General features: G+C 61.9%; 17 protein-coding genes and 1 pseudogene. 13 read left to right on the plus strand and 5 right to left on the minus strand.

The window, feature by feature from the left end; translation table 11 throughout:
• Window positions 1-24: 24 nt before the first annotated feature.
• The 4 genes from NKH37_RS31655 to NKH37_RS31670 all read right to left on the minus strand — a co-directional run bounded on the left by NKH37_RS31655 (window position 25) and on the right by NKH37_RS31670 (window position 6,384).
• Window positions 25-2,004 (minus strand): putative glycosyltransferase family protein, encoded by a 1,980-nt coding sequence (locus NKH37_RS31655; RefSeq protein WP_352812660.1) that lies wholly within the window; start codon window positions 2,002-2,004, stop codon window positions 25-27.
• On the minus strand, window positions 2,001-3,146 hold the full coding sequence (locus NKH37_RS31660; protein ID WP_352592116.1) for a glycosyltransferase family 4 protein: 1,146 nt from the start codon (window positions 3,144-3,146) through the stop codon (window positions 2,001-2,003). The genes NKH37_RS31655 and NKH37_RS31660 overlap by 4 nt, the downstream gene beginning before the upstream one ends.
• Before the next feature lie 7 nt (window positions 3,147-3,153).
• Window positions 3,154-3,954, minus strand: a complete 801-nt coding sequence (locus NKH37_RS31665; RefSeq protein ID WP_352592113.1) for a glycosyltransferase family 2 protein — start codon at window positions 3,952-3,954, stop codon at window positions 3,154-3,156.
• Between the two features lie 873 nt (window positions 3,955-4,827).
• Entirely contained in the window at window positions 4,828-6,384 is a 1,557-nt protein-coding gene (locus tag NKH37_RS31670; RefSeq protein ID WP_352812663.1) for a glucosamine inositolphosphorylceramide transferase family protein, read from the minus strand.
• Window positions 6,385-6,730: 346 nt separating this feature from the next.
• Here NKH37_RS31670 and NKH37_RS31675 point away from each other — a divergent pair, with 346 nt between their 5' ends.
• The 12 genes and pseudogenes from NKH37_RS31675 to NKH37_RS31730 all read left to right on the plus strand — a co-directional run bounded on the left by NKH37_RS31675 (window position 6,731) and on the right by NKH37_RS31730 (window position 20,583).
• Complete coding sequence (locus NKH37_RS31675; protein WP_353042292.1) at window positions 6,731-7,117, plus strand: hypothetical protein; 387 nt, start codon at window positions 6,731-6,733, stop codon at window positions 7,115-7,117.
• A gap of 213 nt (window positions 7,118-7,330) precedes the next feature.
• Window positions 7,331-8,509: a glycosyltransferase family 2 protein gene (locus NKH37_RS31680; protein WP_353042294.1), complete on the plus strand. Its 1,179-nt coding sequence runs from the start codon at window positions 7,331-7,333 to the stop codon at window positions 8,507-8,509.
• Window positions 8,510-10,126 carry a Rossmann-fold NAD(P)-binding domain-containing protein gene (locus NKH37_RS31685; RefSeq protein WP_353042296.1) on the plus strand — a complete coding sequence of 539 codons (1,617 nt, stop codon included), beginning with the start codon at window positions 8,510-8,512 and terminating at the stop codon, window positions 10,124-10,126.
• Window positions 10,127-10,133: 7 nt separating this feature from the next.
• The gene (locus NKH37_RS31690) at window positions 10,134-11,015 is read left to right on the plus strand and encodes an NAD-dependent epimerase/dehydratase family protein (protein ID WP_353042298.1); all 882 of its coding nucleotides are present in this window, start codon (window positions 10,134-10,136) and stop codon (window positions 11,013-11,015) included.
• Between the two features lie 429 nt (window positions 11,016-11,444).
• The gene (locus tag NKH37_RS31695; protein WP_353005859.1) at window positions 11,445-12,689 is read left to right on the plus strand and encodes a glycoside hydrolase 5 family protein; all 1,245 of its coding nucleotides are present in this window, start codon (window positions 11,445-11,447) and stop codon (window positions 12,687-12,689) included.
• A 947-nt stretch (window positions 12,690-13,636) separates the two neighbouring features.
• On the plus strand, window positions 13,637-15,184 hold the full coding sequence (locus NKH37_RS31700) for a family 16 glycosylhydrolase (RefSeq protein ID WP_353042300.1): 1,548 nt from the start codon (window positions 13,637-13,639) through the stop codon (window positions 15,182-15,184).
• 347 nt (window positions 15,185-15,531) lie between these two features.
• The gene (locus NKH37_RS31705) at window positions 15,532-15,864 is read left to right on the plus strand and encodes an ISAzo13-like element transposase-related protein (RefSeq protein WP_353042301.1); all 333 of its coding nucleotides are present in this window, start codon (window positions 15,532-15,534) and stop codon (window positions 15,862-15,864) included.
• 325 nt (window positions 15,865-16,189) lie between these two features.
• Window positions 16,190-17,104: a metallophosphoesterase gene (locus tag NKH37_RS31710; protein ID WP_353042303.1), complete on the plus strand. Its 915-nt coding sequence runs from the start codon at window positions 16,190-16,192 to the stop codon at window positions 17,102-17,104.
• Between the two features lie 642 nt (window positions 17,105-17,746).
• A pseudogene (locus tag NKH37_RS34125) lies at window positions 17,747-17,971 on the plus strand (phosphomannomutase/phosphoglucomutase); the annotation flags it as partial.
• Between the two features lie 67 nt (window positions 17,972-18,038).
• A complete protein-coding gene (locus tag NKH37_RS31720; protein WP_353042307.1) occupies window positions 18,039-20,201 on the plus strand; it encodes an AGE family epimerase/isomerase in 2,163 nt (720 codons plus the stop codon).
• 75 nt (window positions 20,202-20,276) lie between these two features.
• Window positions 20,277-20,432, plus strand: coding sequence for a GYD domain-containing protein (locus NKH37_RS31725; RefSeq protein WP_352642475.1), 156 nt, complete (start codon window positions 20,277-20,279; stop codon window positions 20,430-20,432).
• Between the two features lie 22 nt (window positions 20,433-20,454).
• Complete coding sequence (locus NKH37_RS31730; RefSeq protein WP_352642473.1) at window positions 20,455-20,583, plus strand: hypothetical protein; 129 nt, start codon at window positions 20,455-20,457, stop codon at window positions 20,581-20,583.
• 258 nt (window positions 20,584-20,841) lie between these two features.
• Here the strand turns inward: NKH37_RS31730 and ltrA are convergent, their stop codons facing one another.
• A complete protein-coding gene (ltrA, locus tag NKH37_RS31735; RefSeq protein WP_353042309.1) occupies window positions 20,842-22,317 on the minus strand; it encodes a group II intron reverse transcriptase/maturase in 1,476 nt (491 codons plus the stop codon).
• 722 nt (window positions 22,318-23,039) lie between these two features.
• Between ltrA and NKH37_RS31740 the strand changes: the two genes are divergently transcribed.
• Window positions 23,040-23,870: a PA3715 family protein gene (locus NKH37_RS31740; protein WP_353042311.1), complete on the plus strand. Its 831-nt coding sequence runs from the start codon at window positions 23,040-23,042 to the stop codon at window positions 23,868-23,870.
• Window positions 23,871-23,968 lie beyond the last annotated feature (98 nt).

Below are 23,968 nucleotides of genomic sequence, written 5' to 3' on the forward strand. Positions count from 1 at the left end.
CACGCGGCCAGAAGGTCCCGCTTGCTACAAATTCTCATGCAATTCCCTCACGTCATAGATGACAATCCAGCCGTTGTCGTAGATGCGGGCGACGCCCTTGACGTCATTGAACTTGAGCAGCGCTGCGCCCGAGAGCGGTGTTCCCTGCTGCCCTTGCCACGGCTGAAAGTAAAAGCCGAGCACCGGCGGAGCCGTGGTCAGGCGCAGGTCAATCAGCAGGAAATCGATGTCGCTTCCCGCCAGGGCCCAAAACTCGTCGGGCCCCAATGTCTCGGACTCGAATATGCGCGCGGGATCGATCCCTTCGACGATAGTGACCCTGACGTCCTGCCGGCCATAGCCCGCGAGCAAAAGGCGGTTGATGCGGTCGGTGGTGAAGCGGTTGCCCGCACCAAGCCATTCCTTGGCCCAGCGTGCCGTTTCGATCCCCATCGGCTCGATCGATTCCTGATCTGCGGAGACCCTGTAGCGCCCATGGATCGGACTAATTGAAGAGCTCGTGACGCCGCCCAGGACGATGACCGCCAGAGCAACGGCCGGTGCGATGCGGCGCCACCCGCGTGGCGTGCGGCCCTGCCAGAAGTGGACGATGCTCACCGCGACGACCAGCCCGACGGCGATGAACACGAACGTTCCCATGCGGTTGCCGATTTCCCATCCAGCGATGGTCAGTCGGAAGGCGACCGAGACTGGGAGCCCGAAGGCCAGCAAGCTGAGGAGCACGAGGCGGCTGTCGCGCCAGCGGCGTTTAAGAATGTCCTGGATCGGACGCCAACCGGAGCGCGGACCACTCGGCGCTGCCATGGCCAGCGACCGAAAGAATCCCGTTGCCAGTCCGAGTGCCACCAGCAGGAGCGCCAGCAAGGTGGTCAGCCGCATGTAGAGGGCCTTGTCCGGCGCTCCGAGGTGCTCCGACCGCGGGGTGGGCGCGCCCAGGATCTTCCCGAGCAATGTGTCGAAACCGGACTCGATCACCGGGCCGAGATAGCCTGTGAGAGGGATGCCACGGGCCTGCACCCACAGGGACGGCAGGGCTATGGCGAGGATCGCCGCGAGGCCGACGGCAATGCTGGTCTTGATCCGCAGGGGGTCGTGCCGGCGCAAGGCCTCGAGGGCCGCCAGCGCTCCGAAATAGATGGCGGCGAAGGCGGCCGAGAGGTGATGTGTGACCGCCAGGCTTGCCAACAGCAAGGCTATCAGCCCGAGCGACTTCAGCCTCGGTCGCCCGACGAGATCCTTGGACGCTGCTTCGACCGCGAAGGTCAGCACGCACAGCACGATGCCGAGGCTCTCGTAGGAGAACATCGAATCGAACAGGAAGAAGGTTGAGCAGCCCATATAGGCCAGACAGGCGATGGCCGAGATACGCGGCGATCCGGCGATGCTCTCGAGGAACAGAAACAGGGCACCGATGAACGTGCCCTTGAGGATGACCAACAAGAGCGTCCCCGACACAAACAAGGGAAGTCCCGTCAGATCGACGATCGCCGTTGTCAGGATTTCCAGGGCGGGATACGTTGGCCCGATCGGGAAAAGCGGGTTGGAAAGGAACAGCCGGCGGGCCGTGACGAGATCCTCGGCCGAGATCCAGTGCAAGACCTCGTCATAACCGCTGAAGCTCGTCGGGGAATAGACTATCTTGCAGTAGAACAGGGCTTCGGCAAGCAGGAAGAGCAGGAACAGGCGCTCACCACGGGCTGTCGTCGGCCAGGCGATGCGAAGGCAGGTCGGAGCGATCAGGAGGACGACACCGGACCAGAAGAGCGGCGGCGCCACGTCATAGCCCCGGCGCCCGGCCGCGTGCCCGGCCACGACCAGGAGCACAGCCGTGGCGACCGTCAGGCACAGAACCGCGATCCATCCGGAATTGGCGCCTTGCGGCGGGTCACCGGCGCTGCCGCCGCGAAGGTCGGGACCGATAACGGCCGAGACGAATCGTATCCCGGCCTGGAGCGGGTTGATCCTGGTTCCTGCGGTGAAATGAGCCGGCATCATCAGCGTCATGCCCTCCGCACAGGGGGCCACGACGTCGCGCCGCCGGGGGGCAAGCGGACCGTGGATCGGCTGCCCAGGACATCACAATAAACGTTGCTCAGCGCTTGCGCGCAGGCATCCCAGTCCGGCAGCGCCAAATCCGGGACCTGCCGATGGGCCTTCAGTTCTTCGGCCATGGCGGCGGCCAGCTCTCCAGGACCGGCGTTGCGCGGAATCGCCCGGCACAGGCCATTGGCGGCCAGCTCCCCCAGACCGGACGTGTTGCTGACGAGGACCGGACGGCGCAGCGACAGGGCTTCCATCACGGCGATCGGATGGGCTTCGTATTCGCTGAACAGCACGAATAGCGCGGCGCTCGCCAGGAGGTCAGCCATTTTCTGCCGGTCGGATCCGGGGATGCTCGCGATAGTGACCCGCTTCTCGAGGCCGAGTGTCGCCACGAGGCGCCGCAATTCTCCCTCATACGGGCCTGTTCCGACGACATGCAGTCGCGCGTCTGGCACCCGGCGGATCAGTTCGGGCAAGGCCGCAATCGCCCGGTGGTGGCCCTTGTAGCGCTCCAGCCTGCCGCCCGAGACGATCAGGTGCGGATCGATCTTAACGCTGGGGCTCGCAGCGGGCATTGCGGCACCGTTCGGGATGACGACAAACCGGTCCCGCGGCAGGCGCATCCTGGCGCTGAAGAAGTTGGCCTCGAATTCGGAGACGCCGATCAGCCGCGCGGCCCGGGCCACCAGCGGCCGAAGCAGCGCGTGCTGGGTGCCGCGCACGGCGTTGCGCAGCCGGGAGGAATGCCCGCCGCTGTGGAAGGTCAGAATGAACGGCACCTCCCCGCGGACCGCCGCGAGCAGCCCGATCGGCACCACGAAGGTGCTGTAACCTTGGAAATGGATCATATCCCAAGCCCCGCGCCGGATCGCGGTATAGATGCCAGGTGCCACATAGAGGTCCAGCTCCCTCGGCCAGGCCGGCACGCGCTGCAGGTGCATGCCGCTCACCTCCTCCTCCACCGGCAATTCCCCCGAGGGATCGGTGGTGAGCACATCGACCGTGTGGCCACGCGCCGCCAAGCGAGGACCGACCTCCTGGATGTGAGTTTCGATACCGCCCATGAACGGATAGCAGCGAGCGGCAACCATCAGGATTCGCATTCGGGGCTTATCCACCGGCATCATAGGCTTTCGCATTTCGCCTGTGCTGTTCGTGCAGCCTCTCGCGCAGGATGGTCTTGAGAACGCGCCAGCCGTCCGGGATGGCGCGCAGATGGCTCACACCGCTAATGCGCGAAGCCTCGAAACTCGCCACCTCGACGATGATAAGGTGGTTCTTCAAAGCCCGCACGTTGATGAGGGTCTCGATCTCGAACCCATCGCAGTCACAGTTCAGCGTGGCGACGTGCTTGGTCCAGAAGGCTATATATCCGTAGCATAGATCGGAGAACAAACCGCCATAGAGCAGCCGCACCATCAGGGTCAGCCCCCAGTTGCCGAGCATTCGGAACAGCGACATGTCGTTGGTGCCGGCGCCTTGGAGGAAGCGTGAGCCCTTGACCAGATCCGCACCGGCCATCAGCGCACTGACAAAAACGATCGCCTCCTCCGGGACCATGGAGCCGTCGGCGTCCAGCATGACGATGATGTCGCCTGTGGCGGCCAGGAATCCCGCTTGCAATGCGGCGCCCTTGCCCCGCCGGGGCTCCATGACAACCTTCACGTCCTCGCGCAGGCGGCGCGCGACCGCGACTGTGTCGTCCGTCGAACGACCGTCCACGATGATGATCTCGTGCGCCCAGTTGGGGATGCGCGGTAGAAGCCAAGGTAGGTTCTCGGCTTCGTTGAGCGTCGGGACGATAAAGCTGACTCGGGGCAGAGTCAGCGACCGCCGCAGCGCGACGCTGATTGGGTCAGGCGTCGACACGGCAGCGCCGCGGGCGACGATGCTGGAGACAGGGGCATTCATGGCAGCACGGTGCGGTCGAGCCGTCGGACCAGCGGCGAAGGTTGGAAGCGAGCCAGGACTGCCGACAAGTGTCGGGCGAGAGGACGGGGCCCGGACCGGAACCGGCACGTGGGACCGAAGCCATTCGCGGCGGAGGGACCGATGAAATCCAAAATCCGGTGCTCCACACTGCGCGCACGCAAATGCGCCGCCAGCGACAAGCCGTAGGTGCCAGCTTCGATGGCAGCGACATCCCCGGATGTGCTTATTCTAAGCATATGCGGACTCCACGACATGATGAAACAAAGATGAGATGAAATAAAAATGAGCGATGGAAAGAGATTTCCCCTCTCTGGAAAGAGACTTCCCTCTCTTCGTCTGAGCAATGCGAACATTACTAAGAACATTACTAATGAGGCTCCGCAATGGAAAGCACAATAGATGGTTAGAAAGCACAATAGGTGATTAGCTCTTTGTGATTATCCCTTCAGGGTAGTTCCGGCCCAAACGCCAGCGCAGATGATACGGCAGCGGCACCGATCACCTTCAGCAGCTACGCTGGCAGGGCTGCCAAACCCGTAGGTCCGACCTCTGGAGCCGACAACATCGCAATGCCTTTAACGCCAGCGATGACAATCATCGACCCGCGGCCGGATCTCGAGCGACAGTCTCTACCAAGCGAGCGGTGCAGCATGCAGCGAAGGTCGCCGGCGCGATGAACCTCGCGCGCAACGCCGACATTGCCACTGGCCAGAAGCTGCGACGTGCAGGTGGGTTCGCTCCTTCACCCGGCCGTGATTTCCGAGCTACCACTTGTTCTGTGTCCGAGAAGGGTTGAGCGCGCCCGGCCCTTCGCAGGGGGTACCTTTCGCTAGGCCAGCTGGCTACGGGTAGCTAAACCGGACGCGAGACCGGCCAGGAGAGGTGCTGCCCGTGCGGTCCCGAGACCGGCGGATCGGATACAAGCAACCGATACGAGGTCGTGACCTCTCGTAGACCCCCGATATGACCGAACAAGTCGATCACCTCCAGGCCGGACCGCCGGTTGTAGGTGTGGCACCCGAACGCTCCGGACCGAATGCGACCGACCGGTGTCTGGGCAAATTCCGACTCGCCGAGCGCATCGATCCGGCAGAACGTCACCGCGCCGCCATAGCCGCGCGCGCAGTCTTGGACCGGGCGTAGCGTCCGTCCGCCGTGTCGGATGACGGCGCCTGCAGGGCGGCTGAGCGTGGCATCGAGCAGGACGGGGTTTGCGGCATGGGGCGTCCAGGACCCGGTCAGGCTCTCGGCACGGTAGAGGCTGAGGACATCCCAGGACGTGGACCTCCACAGCCTTGGGCTGACGAAAAACCAGAAGCCACCCTCGTGGCAGAGCGGCGTGGTGTCGTAGCCCTCGATGCCCTCGATGAGGCAGGCCTCCCGCGTCCACCGGTAAGGGAATTCCACGGCCCTGTAGAGGCTGATATTCTTGGCCGCCCCCGATTCGGGGATCATCCAGATCTGCCCATCCTGCTCGAACACGAACGGGTACGAGAGGTGATGCGGTTCCTCCAGGACGATCTGGGGTGCGCCGGCGGTCCCGTTCCGGTTCGCTGTCACGACTGCAATGCACCCCCGTTTCTTCGAGTAGAGGTACTGTTCGACAAAGATGAAATCCTGCCCCTGGTGCCGGAACGGGAACGGGTCGGCAAGGTAGCTGTCGGTGTCCCCGGTAAGCACCCGGAATGCTGCGTCGCCTTTGTCGAGCAGGCTCGCCGATTCGTCGAAGCGCCAGCCAATCCCCCACCTCCTGCCGCCTCTCGCCAGGATGTCCAAGAACCTGATTGCCTTCGATGTCACTGTGCGTGTCGCTCTTGCAAGGGCCGGAAGCGCGCCGAGCGAAGGCACGGCCGTGCGTGGGCCGGAGACACCGGACGCAGCTGAACCGGTTTCCTCGCGCAAGGCTTTTAGGATCAGCGCCACAGCGCAGGAGAGGACGCTATCGAGGCTGGCTGCGAACACTTCACGGTTTACACGGGCCGGGCGCGCCATCCACGGCTGCGACGGCCGCGCCGTGTCGTGCAGGTCGACGAGAGGGTCCTGATCATTCGCCAAGGCCGCCATGACTCCGATCTCGCCGGGTACGCCGTTGAAGAGCGGCGTCAGCACGCGCCGCCCCGACGGGAGGGGCTCCGCTCCGCTCAAATCGATCACCACGTCCACTTGGTCGGCCGGAGGCGGCGGCAGGGATCGCAGCGCCGCCTCGACGGGGTCGGTGGCGCCGTTGACACGTAAGCCATAGACTAGTCGTTCGAGTTCGAGCAGCAGGCGGAAGATCAACGGCAGCGGGCGGCAGCCGGTCGCGAAAGCGCAGGAGATATCGTTGCCGGGCACTTCAGCAAGCGCCTCTGCCAGCCACAGATGCCAGCGCAGCGGCCGCGACGGATCGAGACTCAAGCAAATGCGCATTGTGTTCTCACGGCGGCTTCAACAAGACGACAGCTTTGACGAGAACCACCTCGAGCGAGGCGCCTTGCCAGCTGTCCGCGGGCCCGCGAGCCAAGGAGGGAGATAAAAAGCCACAGCGCTCGCCACAGCGCGAGAATACTTCCCACCTGCTACTACCGCGGGGACTCGCCAATACGAGGAGCCGAACTCTTGGTTGGGAGCGATGTCTGACAGCACGGGTCCATACTCGAGCGACCGGAATCGGTTAAGCACCACTATGCCCGAACGACGACGGGCCGTGCGAGGTCAGAGGAGGTAATCCTTCGGGGCGGTTGCACTCGGCGCCCGGCGAGAGCCACATGCCGGGATGATTGTCGACTGGCAACGAGTGAAAAGTGAGCTGCGCAACGCCGGACTGCGCGTGCTGGTGTTCGCGTTGCTATCTGTTCCGGCAGCCGTGAGCGCCGCGGACAGCTTGTCGGCAACGTCCTTCATCAAGACCTCGGGCACGGAGTTTACCGTCGACGGCAGGCCGTTCTTCGTGACCGGCGTGAACAACCACGATTTGACCTACGGGTCGCAGGATGAGGTCACCCGCGTTCTCGAGGACGCGGTGGCGATGGGCGCCAATGTGGTTCGCATCTTCCTCCAGCCGGTGATCGGGTCGCCAGACGGAAGCATCGCGACGATCTGGAACTGGCGGCTCGAGGCCGATGCCAGCAATCTCGCGAGCGATGGCTGGACGAGTTGCTGATGCCCTACGCCGATCCACGCGTGCTTGGTGCCGGCGGCCGCCTCGAGGCTCTGTGGCGCAAACCTCGGCCCTGGTGGTCTTAATGCTGAAAACAGGTTTCCGGGTGGGCCGAATCCAGCGCGTGGAAGCCTGGCTTGTCAAAACCAAGACCATCGCACCGTTTATCGAAGAGTTTGGGCAGACATTGGCAGCTCAAGTCGGGAGAATTCGTGGATGCGTATCTTGATGCGTGCGCAATCCTATCTGCCGATTGGCGGTGGCCAAGACGGCCACGTCCGGAAGCTAAGTATCGATGCACCCCGCCGCGATCATGACGTTGCCGTTGCCACAACCGATCAGCCTGGATCGAAAACCGGGCAGACTGAGGATCACGTCTGCAGCGAACACCGGCAGGTCCCGCCCTCCCCCACGATCTCAGTGATCATTTGTGCCTACACCGTGGACAGATGGGAGCTGATGCTTCAGTCGGTGGCGTCGGTTCAGGAGCAGACCTTGCAACCCTGCGAGATCATCGTATGCATCGACCATAATGAGACCCTTTTCCACCATTGTGCCGCGTGCTGGGCTGACTTCGCCGCATCCACCCCTCCGATACGGGTGATCCAGAACAAGTACGACGGGCACCTGGGGTCGGCCCGAAACACGGCAGCCGAGACAGCTGCCGGAGACATCGTGGCGTTCTTGGATGACGATGCAGCGGCCGACAAGGACTGGCTCGCGATTCTTACCGCCCCGTACCAGGATGAGCGCATCGGCGCCGTCGGCGGGCGTCCGATGCCGGTTTTCAAGGCTGGCCGCCCGGCCTGGTTCCCCGTGCAGTTCGACTGGGTGTTCGGATGCGCTTATGACGGCCTCCCGACCAGCCGAGGCCCTTTGGCTCATCTCATAGGAGCCAACATGTCGGTCCGGCGGACCCTCCTCGAGCAGGTGGGAGGGTTCCACTCCGACAATCACGACGACATGGACATGTGCCACCGCGTGGCGCACATCAAGGGCAGTGCGGCGGTCATTTACGAACCGGCGGCGACCGTCCGCCACTTCGTACCCGCCTCACGGGCGACTTGGAAGTACTTTTGGCGCCGCTGCTTCTTCGTCAACAAGGGGAAGGTCGAGGCCTTCGCCCAGATGGGCGACGCCGCCACACTGAGTGCAGAGGCCCGCTTCGTCTGGTACGCACTGACCAAGGGCGTACCGCGGGGGATTTCGCAAGCGGCCAAGGGTGATGCCCACGGGCTGGCCCGGTCCGCGGCGATAATCGCTGGCGTGGGGCTGGCCACGGCAGGCCACGTCGCCGGCCGGATCGAACTGGCGCGGCGATTGCGCCGGCAGCGCCAACAGGCAACCAAGCAGTTGCTGGACACAGCCGCGCAAGCCGGTGGGCGAGGGAAATAAATGCCGTCTTCGATAATCATTGGTTCGGGTCCAGCTGCAGCCGCCGCCGTGTTGGCGCTGTCCGAGAAGCCGGATGAGAAGATAACCGTGTTCGATCCGGGCACAGTGCTGGACGCGGAGACGCAGGAGGTAATCTCCAGGCTGTCCAAGCTGCGTGTCGGCGACTGGGATGAGGAGGACGTCCGCCGGGTCAGCCTGCAACCCAAGCAGGTCCGGTCCGATTCGCTGCCGGAAAAGAGAAGCTACGGATCCGATTTCCCGTTTGTCAACAAGGGCCAGCTCGACGGCGTCCACTGCGAGGGTAGAGTCAACTCAGCTGTCATCTCAAGCGCCTACGGGGGGTTCAGCAATGTCTGGGGGGCCCAGATTATGCCCTTCAGCGCCGCCACGTTCAAAAGATGGCCGTTCGGCTTCTCGGATATGCAAGAGCACTATCGGACCATCCTGGGTCACATTCCTTTCGCTGGAGAGTCCGACGATCTCGAGGAGTGGTTCCCGCTCATCGGATCCCCGGACCCCCTTCCGCCCCTGGCACCGCGGACGCAGATGGTCCTGGCCAACTACGACCGGCACCGCGATCGTGTGCGCTCCACAGGAATAGCGATAGGCCGCGCCCGGCTCGCCTTCTCAGCGCCCGAATGCCAGCCCTGCGGCCTGTGCATGACCGGGTGCCCGCGGTCGCTAGTCTTTTCGGCCTCGCACAGCTTCGACCGCTTTAGGCGCAGCGGGAGGATCGACTACCACAGCGGGCTGCTCGCGGTGCGAGTCGACCAGGAGGCCGACACAGCCATCGTGGAGGCCCGGGATCTGTCCAGCGGGCGGATCCAGCGATTCACAGCCGACCGGATCTTTGTGGGCTGCGGAGCAATTGGGACCACTCGGCTGATCTTGGGCTCGCTCGGATCGGACCAGCCGGTACATCTTTCGGAATCGGCTCAGTTCATTCTTCCAATGATATCCGTGAAGCCGACCCCCGACCCACGTATAAGGCCCGAGTTCACGCTCAACCAGTTCAACATGGTCATCGCCCGGGACGATGAGGGCTTCGATGTCTCACAGATTCACTTCTATCCGTTCAACCAGGCGTACTACGATGCGCTACCCGGCTTCCTCCAACACCGCGCCGCCGCCTTCGCGACGCATCGGCTCCTGAGCCGGTTGACGGTAGGCCTGGGCTACTTGCCGTCCTGGGCATCACCCAAGATCCGGGTCACCGCCCGGGTGCCCGCAGCTCCTGACGAGCTTCCCCAGATCACGCTCACTTCGGAGGGCTTCAGCGGGGCCAAGGCCAGGGGCAAAGACGTGCCTCTGATGCTCTCTGACGTAATAAAGCGGATTTGGAGGGCGGCACCTTACCTTGACTTGTGGCCAATCACGCGGAAGATGCTGTGGTCGGGCGGGGCCAAGAGCTACCACTTTGGCGGCAGCTTTCCCCACGCCACTGAGCCGGATACTGGAAATGCTACGACAGACCGCCTCGGGCGGCTGGCGCGCTGGGACCGGATCCATCTTATCGACGGGTCCGTTTTCCCAAATGTTCCAGCTACTACCTTTACCCTGACGGTGATGGCCAATTCTCATCGCATCGCCTGCGAAGCGATGGAACTGAAGGGTTGAGCGTTCAATGCGGATCGGCATCACGGGAGCTAACGGGTATGTCGGGACCATCCTGCGTGCCGCCTTCGCTGAAGAAGGGCATGAGGTCATCGCGTTCGCCCGTCCGAACCGGGTGACCTCCGAATCTGCCGCCGCAATGGTCGGCGTCGGCGAGTGGCGCCCATACGAGATCGAGCGCCCGCCGTCGGCGGCCGCATTCAGCGACCTAGATGTGCTCATCCACGGTGCATGGGACCTGACTCTCGTCAGCGCCGGCGATGTGTGGGGTGTCAATGTGTCCGGGTCGCAGCACCTCCTCCGCAATGCCGCCGACGCAGGGGTTCGCCGGGTCATTTTTATCTCCTCGATGTCCGCTTATAAGGGAACTCGACAGTTGTACGGTCAGGCCAAGCTAGCTTGCGAGCGCACCGCTAGCAGTCTGGGAGGTGTCTCCACCCGCCTCGGATTGGTGTACGGCCCCGGTTGGGGCGGGATGATAGGCGCGCTGCGCAAGCTCACCAACCTGCCGGTCACACCTCTCATCGGGGCACGCTCCCATCAGTTCACCGTGCATGAGGCGGACATGGCAGCCGCCATGGTGCGTATTGTCGAGTCGGACATGCCCCTGCCGGAACCGGTAGGGCTGGCCAACCCCGAACCGGTACCGTTCCGACGGCTCATGAAAGAAATCGCCGCGTCACAAGGCAGAACACTGCGCGCCGTCCCCGTGCCCTGGCAGCTTGTCAGTGGCGTCCTCAAGGCAGCTGAGGCCCTGCATCTCCCCCTACCCTTCCGATCCGATTCAATCCTTGGGCTCGTGCACCCGACGGCAGAGGTTCCCGGCGTAGAGCGGCTCAAGGAGCTCGGAATTGAGTTTCGGTGCTTCTCGGTGGACGGCGATCGACCTTAATCTAGGACATCGAGATAATCTAGGACATTGCATCGACACTCCTGGTCGAAAACCGGCTCGATGCGCCAGAGATATTACCCGCACAGCGAAATGTGCCGTCGGCGCGATCGCAAGAAGAAAGCGGTTGCGCATGCCATTTGCTGCGATCGCGTCACGCACAATCCCGGTCCAGCCCCCTTATGACGGGCTTATGAAGGGGCGGGCGAGATACCGCTCCTGATCGTAAAGAGGGAAATGCCCCTTTTCCTTCGCGAGAGCAGCGCTCGCCTCACAGGCCGCCGGGGCAACCCGTGCCATCCCGGCAAGGCTGCGGCGTGCTTCTGTCCCATAATGCTTCCCGCAGAGCATGAGCGCATCGCACCCCGGAGCCAGAGGAGGTAATCCTTCGGGGCCGTTGCACTCGGCGCCCGGCGAGAGCCACATGCCGGGATGATTGTCGACTGGCAACGAGTGAAAAGTGAGCTGCGCAACGCCGGACTGCGCGTGCTGGTGTTCGCGTTGCTATCTGTTCCGGCAGCCGTGAGCGCCCCGGACAGCTTGTCGGCAACGTCCTTCATCAAGACCTCGGGCACGGAGTTTACCGTCGACGGCAGGCCGTTCTTCGTGACCGGCGTGAACAACCACTATTTGACCTACGGGTCGCAGGATGAGGTCACCCGCGTTCTCGAGGACGCGGTGGCGATGGGCGCCAATGTGGTTCGCATCTTCCTCCAGCCGGTGATCGGGTCGCCAGACGGAAGCATCGCGACGATCTGGAACTGGCGGCTCGAAGCCGATGCCAGCAATCTCGCGGTAAGAGGCACGTACCTGCTCTCCTGGGACCCTCGCACGAACGGGATGGCGATCAATGACGGCGCCAAGGGCATGCAGAAGGTTGATTTCCTCATCGCCGAGGCCGGCAAGCGACGCCTGAGGCTCATCATCGGCTTCCTGGATTTCTGGAACTACACGGGTGGCGCCCAGCAGATGCGGGCTTGGTATGGGAGCCGGGACGAGTCCACGTTTTTCTTCGAAGATCCGCGCACGAAGCGCGACTACAAGAGCTGGGTCAGCCACGTCGTGCAGAGGGTCAACCCGCTCACCGGGCTCGCCTACCGGGATGATCCAACCATCATGGCCTGGGAGCTGATGAACGAAGGCAATGCGCAGCCAGAGGCCTTGCGATTGGCCTGGACTGCCGAAATGTCGGCCTACGTGAAGTCCCTCGATTCCAATCACCTTGTCAGCTCAGGGAACGCCAACATTCTCAAAAAGCTCTCCGATTTGACGATCCCGTCCCTCGATTTCGGGACCTGGCACGGCTACCCGCTTTACTACGACCTCACGGTCCAGCAATTCAACGACATGATTACCGAGTTCTGCCAGCTGGCGGCCCGCGCCAAGAAGCCGGTCCTTCTGGAGGAATTCGGCTATGCCCGCTCCAATCGGGACTTCGCCGAGGCTTACGCCATGTGGCTCGACACGCTGACGCGCAATCGCAACTGCGCCGGCTGGATCGTGTGGCGGCTGGTGTCGCGGCAGGACAGCGGACACTATCCCGTCGACGAATACGACCAGTTCGATGTCCACAATGACGGAAGCGCGCTCTGGAACATCCTCAAAGCCGCTACGGCTCGGGCGACGCAGACCCGCGAAACCAGCCGGGCCTTAGAACTCAGCCCGCAAGTCCCATGACTGAAGCCCTCCGTCGTCATTTGTGCGCACACGCTCGACCGCTGGCACGAGTTGAACTGCGCGGTCGCGTCCGTCCGCACGCAACGGGCGCTCCGCGCGTGAAAGCGAGGCTGACTGTCAGAACGTTGTCGCCGGTCAGGACAAGCAATGCCGCATTCGTGTCTACGTTCTGGACGAACACGGCCAGCTTATGGGGGGTCAACCTTGCTTGCACAGACGACGATGCGGCGAAAGAGCACGCCAGGCGGTTAGCAGACGGCCACAAGGTGGAGCTTTGGCGACTGGTTGCGCGGTTCAAATTTGACAATCCGCGGGCCGTCCCGCGGCGACGAAGCGTCCGCGCGCCCTAGGGCCACGTTCCGCCATTTCGACAAGCCGCATCTCCTGTATTAGAAGTGTTGATAAGTTTTTACCTAGCCTCATTCTCGCCGCAAAAGGCAGTAAGGTCGCTGGGCTTGCGTACATCGTCCTCGAATGATCAATTCACGAAGGGACGGTGTGTGTGAACAACTCAGGACAGCGGAAATGCCTGCGTTTTACTTAGGGACGCGGGTGGAATGAAGAACAAAAAAAAACGCGATTAACTAAGGATCTACAGTGCTCATGCTAAACAGCAAGCTTGGCGGTGCATCCGCCGGAAGAGCTGCGCTCGACTTCATTCTGGCCGCGGCTCGAACCGTTGAACACCTTGCGTGCGTCGGCAGCGACACCGTTCATGGTTTCACGGGGGAGCGCCTGATGAGCATTCCCGTCGACACAACTCACCTTCGATGGCGAGTTCAACGTTAAGCTCGCTCGACAAGAATGTCTGGGGCGAGGACTTCCAAATCTCCGCTGCTTTGAAATCCGTTCGCGGTGCCTAGCTGCGAGCATGCGGCATGTCGCGCGCCTTCGGGGTGCGCGGTCGTCGAAATTCCCTGTTTTCAACCCCAAATAAGGATCACGGAATGGCTCTTTCCGCACCCACAGGCTTTGCGTCTAGCGACTTGGTCTTCGAGGAAGACTTCTCCGGCACGTCGCTCGACAGCGATTGGCATACCTATACCACCAGCAATGCCGCCAACGGCTGGCCATGGAACAGCAATGGATCAGGAGGCAGCGGCGTCGGCGCGACGTATTATGCCGACTACGACATGCCGAGCCAAGTGTCCGTGAGCAACGGGCAGTTGAATCTCACGGCGATCAAACAGCCCGTCAGCGGCACAAATAATGGGACGGCACAGACATTCCCGGTCACGTCCGGCGCAGTCAGCAGCTACGGCAACTTCGAATTCAACGGCGGCTACCTTCAGGTCAGCATGAAGGCGCCGAGCGGCGACGGCGCGTGGCCAGCCCTCTGGCTGTTGCCCGGCCAAGGCGCCGGCAGCAGCGGCGACAATTTCGAGATCGATATGCACGAAGGCGGGTTTACCGAAAGCTCCGGCCCGGTTGACAATAACTTCACTTGGCACCTTCACGGCCCATCTGGATGGGTCGGCGCGAGCATCGACAGCGGCGTCGACCTCACGGCCGGCTTCCACACCTACGGCATCAACTGGGATCCCGGTAAATCGATCACCTGGTATCTCGACGGGAAGCAGATGGCGCAGGTCACCAGCGCACAGGCGACGATCCCGAATGAGCCGATGGAATTGATCATGAACAATGGAGTCGCGAATTCGAACACGACCGGATGGCATACGGCTCTCGATAGTTCGACCCCTTCGTCGATGCAGATGCAAATCGATGAGGTTCAGCTCTATCAAAAGGTAGGCAGCGGTGACACCGTCACGGGCGCGAACGTCACTCCCCCAACCACTGGCTCGACCGGGACCGAGACTGGGTCTATCCCTACTTCCGGCAGCACCAGCGATGGCACCTTGTACGGCACCAGCGGCGCCGATGTATTGCATGGAACCAGCGGTCACACGATGATCGGCTATGGCGGCAACGACACTTACTATGTCGATAATGCCAACGAGAAGGTGGTTGAGGCAGTGGGCGGCGGCAACGACAGTGTGATCGCCTCGGTGAGCTATGCGCTTTCGGCCGGCTCGGAGATCGAGCATCTCGCCACCAACAACCCGTCCGGCACGAAGGCGATCAGCTTCACCGGCAACGAGTTCGCCCAGACCATCCAGGGCAATGCCGGCAACAATGTCATCAACGGCGGGCTCGGCGCCGACGTCTTGACCGGTTACGGAGGCCACGATGCCTTCTCGTTCAATACTGCTCTTGGAGCCGGCAATGTCGATAAGATCACCGACTTCAAGCGCTCCCAGGACACGTTCCATCTCAGCGATACCGTCTTTGCCGGGCTTCAGCCGGGAGGGCTTCCATCCAAAGCTTTCTTTGTTGGTGCAGCCGCGCATGACAGTTCCGATCATATCATCTACAACAGTGAAACTGGGGCGCTCGCTTTTGACAGTGACGGGGCCGGCGGCGCATCTCAAATACAGTTCGCCACCCTTTCCCCACATCTCTCGCTAGCCGCAGCCTCATTCTATGTGACCTGAAGGAACGCGGGGCTGCCGTGGCCAAGCAAGGACTGGATAAACAGCACCTCAAAGCCATGATCCCGAACCGAAGTCAGCGTAGCAAAGGCGGGAGCCCGCTTTTCGGAGAAGATCTGCTCAAGCAAAAAAAGATATGGGGTTCCATCCCGATGCCATTGGGATGGAACAGGCTCTAGTTGTGAGCTTCCTGTAGGTTGTCCATTCGGACCGAACCGAGGAGACTGGAGTTACCAAGCTTCGGGTCCGAATGAACATCCCAGACTGGCACGCGCAGCATCATCAGCTACTTTCTCTCGCCAATGATGCAATACAAGCAGGAAACACTGCGAGAGCGGTAAGAAGCCGGTTTGCAGCCGACGAAAGTTCGCCCTCCGGTTTCAACTCGAGAGCGCCGCAATCTTGTCGAGGCGCAGCCGAAGCATGCGATACGTCAAAGGCGGAAAGCGGTCGGCTCGAAGCTGGATGACCAAAGCCGGTTGTGGAAGGTCGAACTGCACAACACCCTCGCGAGACAGGCCTCGCGCTCCACATTGCATCACCATCCGACGGGCATATCGACGTGGAGCAACATCGAACACCCCTGTTCTGCCGCGTCACGCAAACCTGGCGCGGACGGCGCCCTCCTCGATCGCGTGGCCGTGGTCGAGCTGATCGCAGTCACGACAACCAAACGGGCCTGAAGTGGGGGGTGCGGTCGATTCCGCGACCGACGAAAAAAGGGATCAAGTGAACGATGTCGAGATGGAGGCGCTCGCCATCGAAGGCGACGCATTCATCCGGAATGGAACTACACCATCCGCCCGAGATCAGTGGCAAATCGGAGCAGTTGACGGGTCCTAGCCCGAGCTCCCTCCCCTGCGCAATAAACACCAATGCTTGCAGGTGATGCCGATTTGGGAAACTATTGACCCCGCGAGGCCTCTCACCCGGTTGATTTGATTCAGGCTGCCGCAGCTGAATTCGTGGCGATCCCTAAAACCGACCTCGTTCTGCTGGGAAATACAAGTGCTGACGTCGCGGCGGTCATTCCTGAAGCTCTTTGGCGCCGTGTCGCTCGCGGCATTCGGTCTGGCGAGTTATGCCCTCGCGATTGAACCTCGGTTTCGACTGCGTGTCACTCGCTACAAGGTCCTACCGCCGCGCTGGCCGACGACTGCCAAGCCCCTGCGCATCGTCGTGGTCGCTGACATCCATGCCTGCGAGCCTTGGATGCCGGCTTCCAGGATCGACGAGATCGTTGGTGTTTCGAATAGCCTGCAGCCCGACATCATCCTTCTCCTTGGCGACTATGTGATGGGTGTGTCGCCGCGCTATGCCACCGGGTTCGTGCCCGACACTGTTTGGGGCAATTCACTTTCGAAACTTTCCGCGCCACTCGGCTGCCACGCCATTCTCGGCAACCACGACTGGTGGCACGGTGTCGACAGCGTCCGCGCAGCCCTCGTCGACAATGGCATTCCGGTCCTCGAGAACACCGCCACGCTTATCCGTCAGCAGGATGGCCCAGCATTCTGGCTTGCGGGTCTTGGCGACCAGTGGGCCATGCAGTTTTCTCGCGGCGTTTACAAGGGCGTCGACGATCTGCCTGGAACAATGGCCGCAATACCCGACGACGGCAATCCGATATTGCTCCTTGCGCATGAACCGGACATCTTCATTACTGTCCCTGACCGTGTCAGCCTGACGTTATGCGGCCATACACATGGTGGACAGGTGCGCTTGCCGTTCATCGGCCCTCCCATCAGCAATTCAGCCTACGGACAGCGCTTCGCCTATGGGCATGTTGTCGAGGGTGGGCGGCACATGATCGTATCCGGGGGTTTGGGCGTATCGTGGCTGCCGGTGCGCTTCGGCGTGTCGCCGGAGATCATGGTCGTCGATATCGGCCCCCAAACGTCCTCTCGTCCTGTCGACGAATGACATCTGCTGTCCCCAGAGAGACCTGCCGTCCGCGGACCCTTTCGCGTGAGGGTATTGATGGTCGTGTACATGCGGTCGGGGTTTCGCCGTGTTCCCATCGCCTCCAAGACGAACGCGGCGCAGTCCATCATCCTTTCTCCGGGCAGACGGAGTTCCGCTGATCCCTCTCGATTCCACTTGAATGCCATTGAGAAGGCGAGCCAAGCGTCCGAAACGCCTTTCGTCGACATTCTCGGGACGGCCGTGCTTGGACGAAACCTCGTTTCGCGGATCGGCGGGCATGCTCCTATCGGGTGAGGCGGCGCGCGAACCAGCGTGTTAGGACTACCCCGAATTCCTGAAGGGGCCTGCGCCCGGCAGCGTGCTAGGACTGTTGCGCGCAATAGCGGATCAAAACCGTGACCCTGGACATACTCGGCCAGGCCAGGCCGAACACATTCGTTTTCGAAAACAGTGCTCTCATCAAAGCCACTGGCTTTCGGGAATACGACGCACGCTGGTGGTTTGGCCATCCAGACTGGGAGAAAGAGCCCGAACTCAACCTGATGCGCGTGGAGGCGATCGCATTGGGGCTTGGCACCATGATCCGCCGAACGGGTGTAGCCCCAAACACCATCACTGGGCACTACCTCCGTAGCTCCCATCAAGAGGCGCGTTGCCGAACTCGTCAATGCCATAGCTGGCTTCGAGAAGTCGGGGCATTTCATCTTCAACCCGCCGATCGGGTGCAGCTAGGACGACGGGCGCCTCACGGCGATAGCCGTTTGCGAGATGCTCGACCGCAGCTTGGGCAAGACACTCGCGGACCTTTACCGCGATCTGCCGCTGACCTTCAGCAGACCGACAATGTCGCCCCACTGCCCAGAGGGTGCCGTGCTGCGCCGCAATCCAGAGATCGGAGCCTACAACCAGACATTCTGAGAGGGACTGGACCATGTCGGACCGGATCATAAGTTTTGTCATGAGTGGCGGCGTCGGCTCACGGCTGTGGCCGCTCTCGCGCGAAGACAATCCCAAGCAATTTCACGATCTTTCGGGCGACGGTTCCATGCTCGCGAAGACTGTCCGACGCCTCAAGGCGCGGCCGGACGGCGAGCTGCCGATCTACCTGCTAGCTTCCGAACGGCATGCAGACCGCGTTCTATCGGATATCGGTCCGCTCGGTCTGAACGGCGGCAGACCGATTTTCGAACCCGTCGGCCGCAATACCGCCGCTGCGGTGGCCATAGCCACCTTGCACACGATCTCCGAATATGGCGAGGACGCGCTTGTGCTCGTGGTCCCCTCCGACCATCAGATATCGACCGAAACGCAATTCTGGGAAACCGTCGAGGCGGGCATGCCTGCCGCCGAATCAGACAGCATTGTCGTGCTCGGCATCAAGCCGACGCATCCCGAAACCGGGTACGGTTACATCGAGGTTGCGGCAACTGGTGACGGAGTGGCCGCCGTTTCGCACTTTGTCGAAAAGCCCAATGCCGAGACGGCCCGCAAATATGTGGCTTCGGGAAGATTCTACTGGAACGCCGGCATCTTCCTGTTTCGTGCCGACACGATGCGGAAGGCATTTCTCCAGTTCCGGCCAGACATCTGGGACACCGCGGAACGGGCCTATAAGGCTGCACGGACCGACGTCTTGGGCATCTACCTGCCCCAGGGCTTCTATTCGGCCGTCCCGTCGACGTCGATCGACTACGCAGTCATGGAGCATGCACGCGGTATTGCGATGGTTACGGCTTCCTTCCGCTGGAACGACCTTGGATCGTGGCAATCGCTGCTGGAAGCCAGCCCGACGGACCGCGACGGCAATGTCGTAATGGGCGACGTTGTCGCCATGAATTGCGGCAACTCCTATCTCAGAAGCCAGGGCAGACTGCTGACAGTCATTGGGATGAAGCATGTGGCGGTGGTGACGACACCGGACGCGGTATTCGTCGCTCCTGTCAGCCACAGCCAGAACATGAAGAAAGTCGTCGAACAACTCGAGAAGAGCGGACGCCTTGAAACGAAGTTCACGGGGTCGGACGACCGGGTCATCATCAGCGGGTCATGGCGCAAGCGGGTCGAGCACTGGCTCTTCAACGAAACCCTGCCGCTGTGGTCCACTGCAGGTGTCGACGATGCGTATGGCGGCTTCCACGAGGCGCTCGGTTTCGATGCAAGGCCGTTGGGCAAACCCAAGCGCATGCGGACGATGGCTCGCCAGATTTACGCGTTCGCGGTGGCCAAAGAACGCGGCTGGGTTGGACCGGCCGACAAGCTCATCGACCACGGCATCGAGTTCATCGCGAAACGCGGCCGCACCGATCGCGGTGGCTGGGTGCGCACCCTTAATTGCGACGGCAGCGTGGCTGACCCGACGGAGGACGCCTACGACCATTCCTGCGTGCTCCTGGCGCTTGCCCATGCTCACCGATGCGGCCATCAGGATGCCCTGCAGCTGGCACAAGAGACGTTCCATTTCATCGACACCCATCTCGAGGACGTCAGCCTGAACGGCTTCCTCGAGACCCCCGGCTGGAAGGGGGTGCGGTTCTCGAACCCGCACATGCACATGCTGGAATCCTTCCTTGCCTGGCATGGCGTCACCGGCGAGCGTGCATATCTCCGTCGGGCGGCTTCGCTCCTCGTCGAGTTCGCGCGGGCAAGCGGGCAGAAAGACTTGGCAGCCTACGCCAGGAAGCTCTATTCGTCGGCGATCGCCAGCGGATTGAACCGGGCGACGGGCCTGGCTTATGCAGCCGTGTCGCGGCAGGGAATTCCCTTCGACCGGCTCTCCCGCAGCTGGCCGCAATGCGAAGCCGTCAAGGCGGCCGTCGCCCTGGACGGCATCGGCGGGCCTGATCTGAAACCCGAGATCGAAGCTCGTGTCGCCCGCCTCTTCAAATGGCATATCGATCCCGCACCGCTTGGCTTGTGGATCGACAGGATTGACGAGCGCGGAAGGTCACTGGCAACGGAGGTGCCCGCGAGCATTTTCTACCACCTCGTGACGGCCTTGATGCAGTATCTGGACAAGACCGCAGGGCAGGTCGAACCTTTCCCGCTGCCAGCTTTGGATGTGAGCAAGACCGTTCCAATGCAGGTTTACGGCTGACCCAACCGTCCGCCATAGCTCCGTGTTGGTGAAACGATCAATAACGAAACTAGTACAAGATAGGGAGGAATACCCATGAAAGTGACAATACTGGCAAACTATGCACCCCAGGCCTATAAGGGATTGATACAGGGCTCAGACCGGGAAGCTGCAATCAAGGCGCTTTTTGAAAGCGTTGGCGGCAAGGTGTCCGGCATGATGTTTACTCGCGGCGCCTATGATCAATGCTGAGGTTCCGGACCAGGCTGCTGGGATGGGTCTAGCATTGGCGGTGCGGGCAAGCGGCTCGGTAAACGACCTCGTTGTCCTCGAAGAACTCGACATGAAGGCGGTGCTCGCAGTTGCCAAAAAGGCTGCCGGCGTTTACAAGCCCGCCGGCTGATTGGACAACTGGCTGTACATTGAAGGCAGCACGGTTCCGATTGAACGCGCCGTGCTGCCAAGTCTCAAGGAAAGACACGCTGCGGTTTCGGAAAGCCGAAGCAGGCGCGGCATTGGTTCTGCTTCGATACGCGCCGACAGCGAACGCGCCCGGCTCAGGGGTCAGAAACGGAGGTCATGCCGAGTATCGCGGTAGGGACGCCCATTACTGGGCGCCCCCCGCTCAGATCCGAGCGAGCCCGATTCGAGCACTCGGCTCCTACCTTGGGTGGCTGACGGCGAAGCGCTCATTGGGCCACGGGTGAAGGATGCGTGGTTTGGGGAGCCAGTCGTCGGTCAGCTTCGTCATGCGGGCCCAGGTGAAGCCGTCTCGTTGGCTGCGCCGCCGAAGCGTCCGCCGCCAGAGATCGGTCACATGGTGCCGGAACGCCGCGAGCGCCCCGCCATTCGTCGGGACCGCATAATAGGCGAAATGACCTGTCACGACCTGCCTCAGCCACTTCCCCTGTTCGGGGATGGGCCAATGCATCCGACGCCGCAGCTCCGCCTTGATGTCCTTGAGCTTCACCCGCATGCGGTCGCCTCGGGTCTTCCGCTTAAGCAGGAAGCGCCCCTTTCGCGATTTACCGCAGATGAAGGTAAAGCCCAGGAATGCGAAGGTCTCCGATTTGCCGAGCCCGCGCTGCTTGCGGTCGACCGCCGCGAAGCGGCCGAACTCAATCAGGCGAGTCTTTTCCGGATGCAGCGACAGCATGAACTCCTCAAGCCTCGCGCGCATCGCATCGAGGAAACGACGGGCGTCGCCCTCGCGCTCGAAGCCGACGATTACATCATCGGCATAGCGCACGATGATCATGTCGCCGGTGGCCTCGCGCCGTCGCCAGCGGTTGACCCACAGGTCGAAGACATAGTGCAGGTAAATATTGGCCAGAAGCGGCGAAATCACCGAGCCTTGACCCGTGCCCCTGTCATCTACCGTCACGATCCCGTCTTCGAGAATGCCCGCCTTCAGCCATTTCCGGATCAGGCGGATGATGCGCTTGTCGCCGATCCTGTGTTCCACGAAGCGAACGAGCCAATCCTGGCTGACGCTCCCGAAAAAGTTCTGGATATCGGCGTCTACAATCCAGTTCACCCTCCGCGTGTTGATCGCTACGCACAGTGCATCCAATGCATCGTGCGACCCTCTACCGGGCCGAAACCCGTATGAGAAGCCGCAGAAGTCGCCTTCATAGATGGCATTGAGCACCATGACGGTTGCCCCTTGGACGATTTTGTCTTCCAGAGCGGCAATCACCAGCGGCCGCTGCTTTCCATCTGCCTTCGGTATAAACGTCCGGCGAGACGGTTGCGGGCGGTACGCTCCCCGATGAACCCGTTCGTGCAGGTCCCTGAGCCGAGGCTCAAGGTCTGTCTCGTAATCCTGCCACGTCATGCCATCCACCCCGGGAGCGGCCTTGCGCTTGAGCACGTAGAACGCCGTCCGCAGTGTATCGACATTGATGTGGTGGAAGAGCGCGGTGAACTTCTCCTTCTTCCTCAGCCTTGCGGCTTGCCGTACGCGATCCAGCGACTGGGACATGCGAGCCCGGCTCTGTGTCCGGTGCATGTGTTGCTGTTCCGCGTTCCCCTTGGTCCCCGGCCTTGGCTCCACCAGCTCCGCCGCCGGTTGTCCGGCTTTGTTCGTCGGCTTCGCAGCTACTATGCCGGAGTCAGACTTCTCTGGATCGTGCATCAACGGCTACGGCTCCTCGCCTTCCCGTTGCGGACCATCCCCCCGTACTCCTGGGGCGTATGGCCAATCCAGAGATCTCCCGGTTCCCGCACAAGGAGCTTCCGCACATGCCAGGGTCTCAGACCACGCCGGATCGAACAGGCGCTCGCGAAAACGCGCCCGTCCATTTCGCCTTCCGCTAAATTAACGGCGTCGGCATCCGGAACAAATTCCCTTTCGTGGCTCAATGGCTGGCCTATGCACTCCCCTACCGACGCTTCGCCGGCATCCTCGCGGATGTCTGCGCACGGCTCGGGGCCGATGTGGATCGCTATTCCTTCATCGCAGTGGACTTCCACCACCTACTCCTTGCCGGTCTCCCGGCGCACTAATTTTGGAATGTACACCCTAGAAGGTGCGCTTGACGGATCGGCGAGGTCCGGTTTTGTAGAGGTTTCTTGTCGGAGCGCTTCTTTATCTAATCGGAGCGCGACAAGGCAACCGAGATCACATTGTCAGTATCTGTTTCAGGTAGCTCGAACAGCATTGGCAAAAATTGGCGCTCGGGCGGCGTTCTCATGATCACCGTTCCTAAGCGAGCTCGGACTTTACGACTTTCCAGGATACCTATGGTCCTGACGCAGCGGCTGGAGCTAGCCGTCACTTCCCTACACCCTGTGCGCCGCCACTAATCTCGCGTAGAAGGGCCCTGGCCGAACCCGGCCCTGCGACGCGAGAACTCCATGCGAATAGTGTTGCCTGTCCTGTTGCTCGGCGCGGCCCTCGCCAGCCTGTCGCCCGCCCGGGCAGCGGCCGGCGATTGCGGCGATGCCGCCGCCCTGGTGCAGCAGGCCTATCCCAAGGCCCGAAAGAGCCCCGACGGCGCCTCGTTCACGCTTGTACCCCATACGAGCATCGCCTCAACGCTCCCGGAGAGCGATGCGCCATTCGGCCTGGCCTGCAAGATCTGGCCGGCTCATGACGACCTGCTTTTGGTCGCGGTACCGCTGATCGACAGCGCTAACAGCGACCACCTGCATGTCGGCGACATCGAGCTACTGGTCGTCGATAGAAAGAGCCTGCGGGTGCGCCAGCGCCTGCTCCAGCCTGGACTGATGACCGATGATGCCATCGCGATCCGTAAGGTGGAATTCGACACCGGCCGCTACGCACTGGCCCCTGAGGTCACCGCCTTCGGCCTGCGCATCGAAATGGCAAACCATTCGCAGGCTACTCCCTTCACTGAAACCGACCTGCGGCTCTATGCCGTCGCCAGCGATGCGCTGCGCTTGGTGCTCGACGGCCTCGTGGTTGCCGGCCATGGCGGCGAAGGCGATGCCAGTTGCGCCGGATCGTTTCATTCCAGCCAGGTCAGCCTGGCGATGAGCCCGGCGCGCCACCACGGCTATCGTGACATCATTGCGGTCGAGCGGACGGATACCGACAATCCCTCCCCCGACAAAGATGGCGAATGCAAGTCCCATCCCGCCAAGTCTGTGAAGCGGACCTACCGGCTGCGCTATGACGGCAACCGCTATCCGGTTCCGGCGGCACTCAGGGTGATGGGGTTGTGACGCCGCCGCACACGTCCCTGCCTTGGTTCGTCAATGTGATCAATTCCAGTTGAATGGGTATCGACCATTAATTCTCTCGTGGTAGGAGGCGCTCAAGG

The sequence above is a fragment of the Mesorhizobium sp. M1217 genome (assembly GCF_040318275.1).
In the GTDB taxonomy this organism is placed as follows: Bacteria; Pseudomonadota; Alphaproteobacteria; order Rhizobiales; family Rhizobiaceae; genus Mesorhizobium.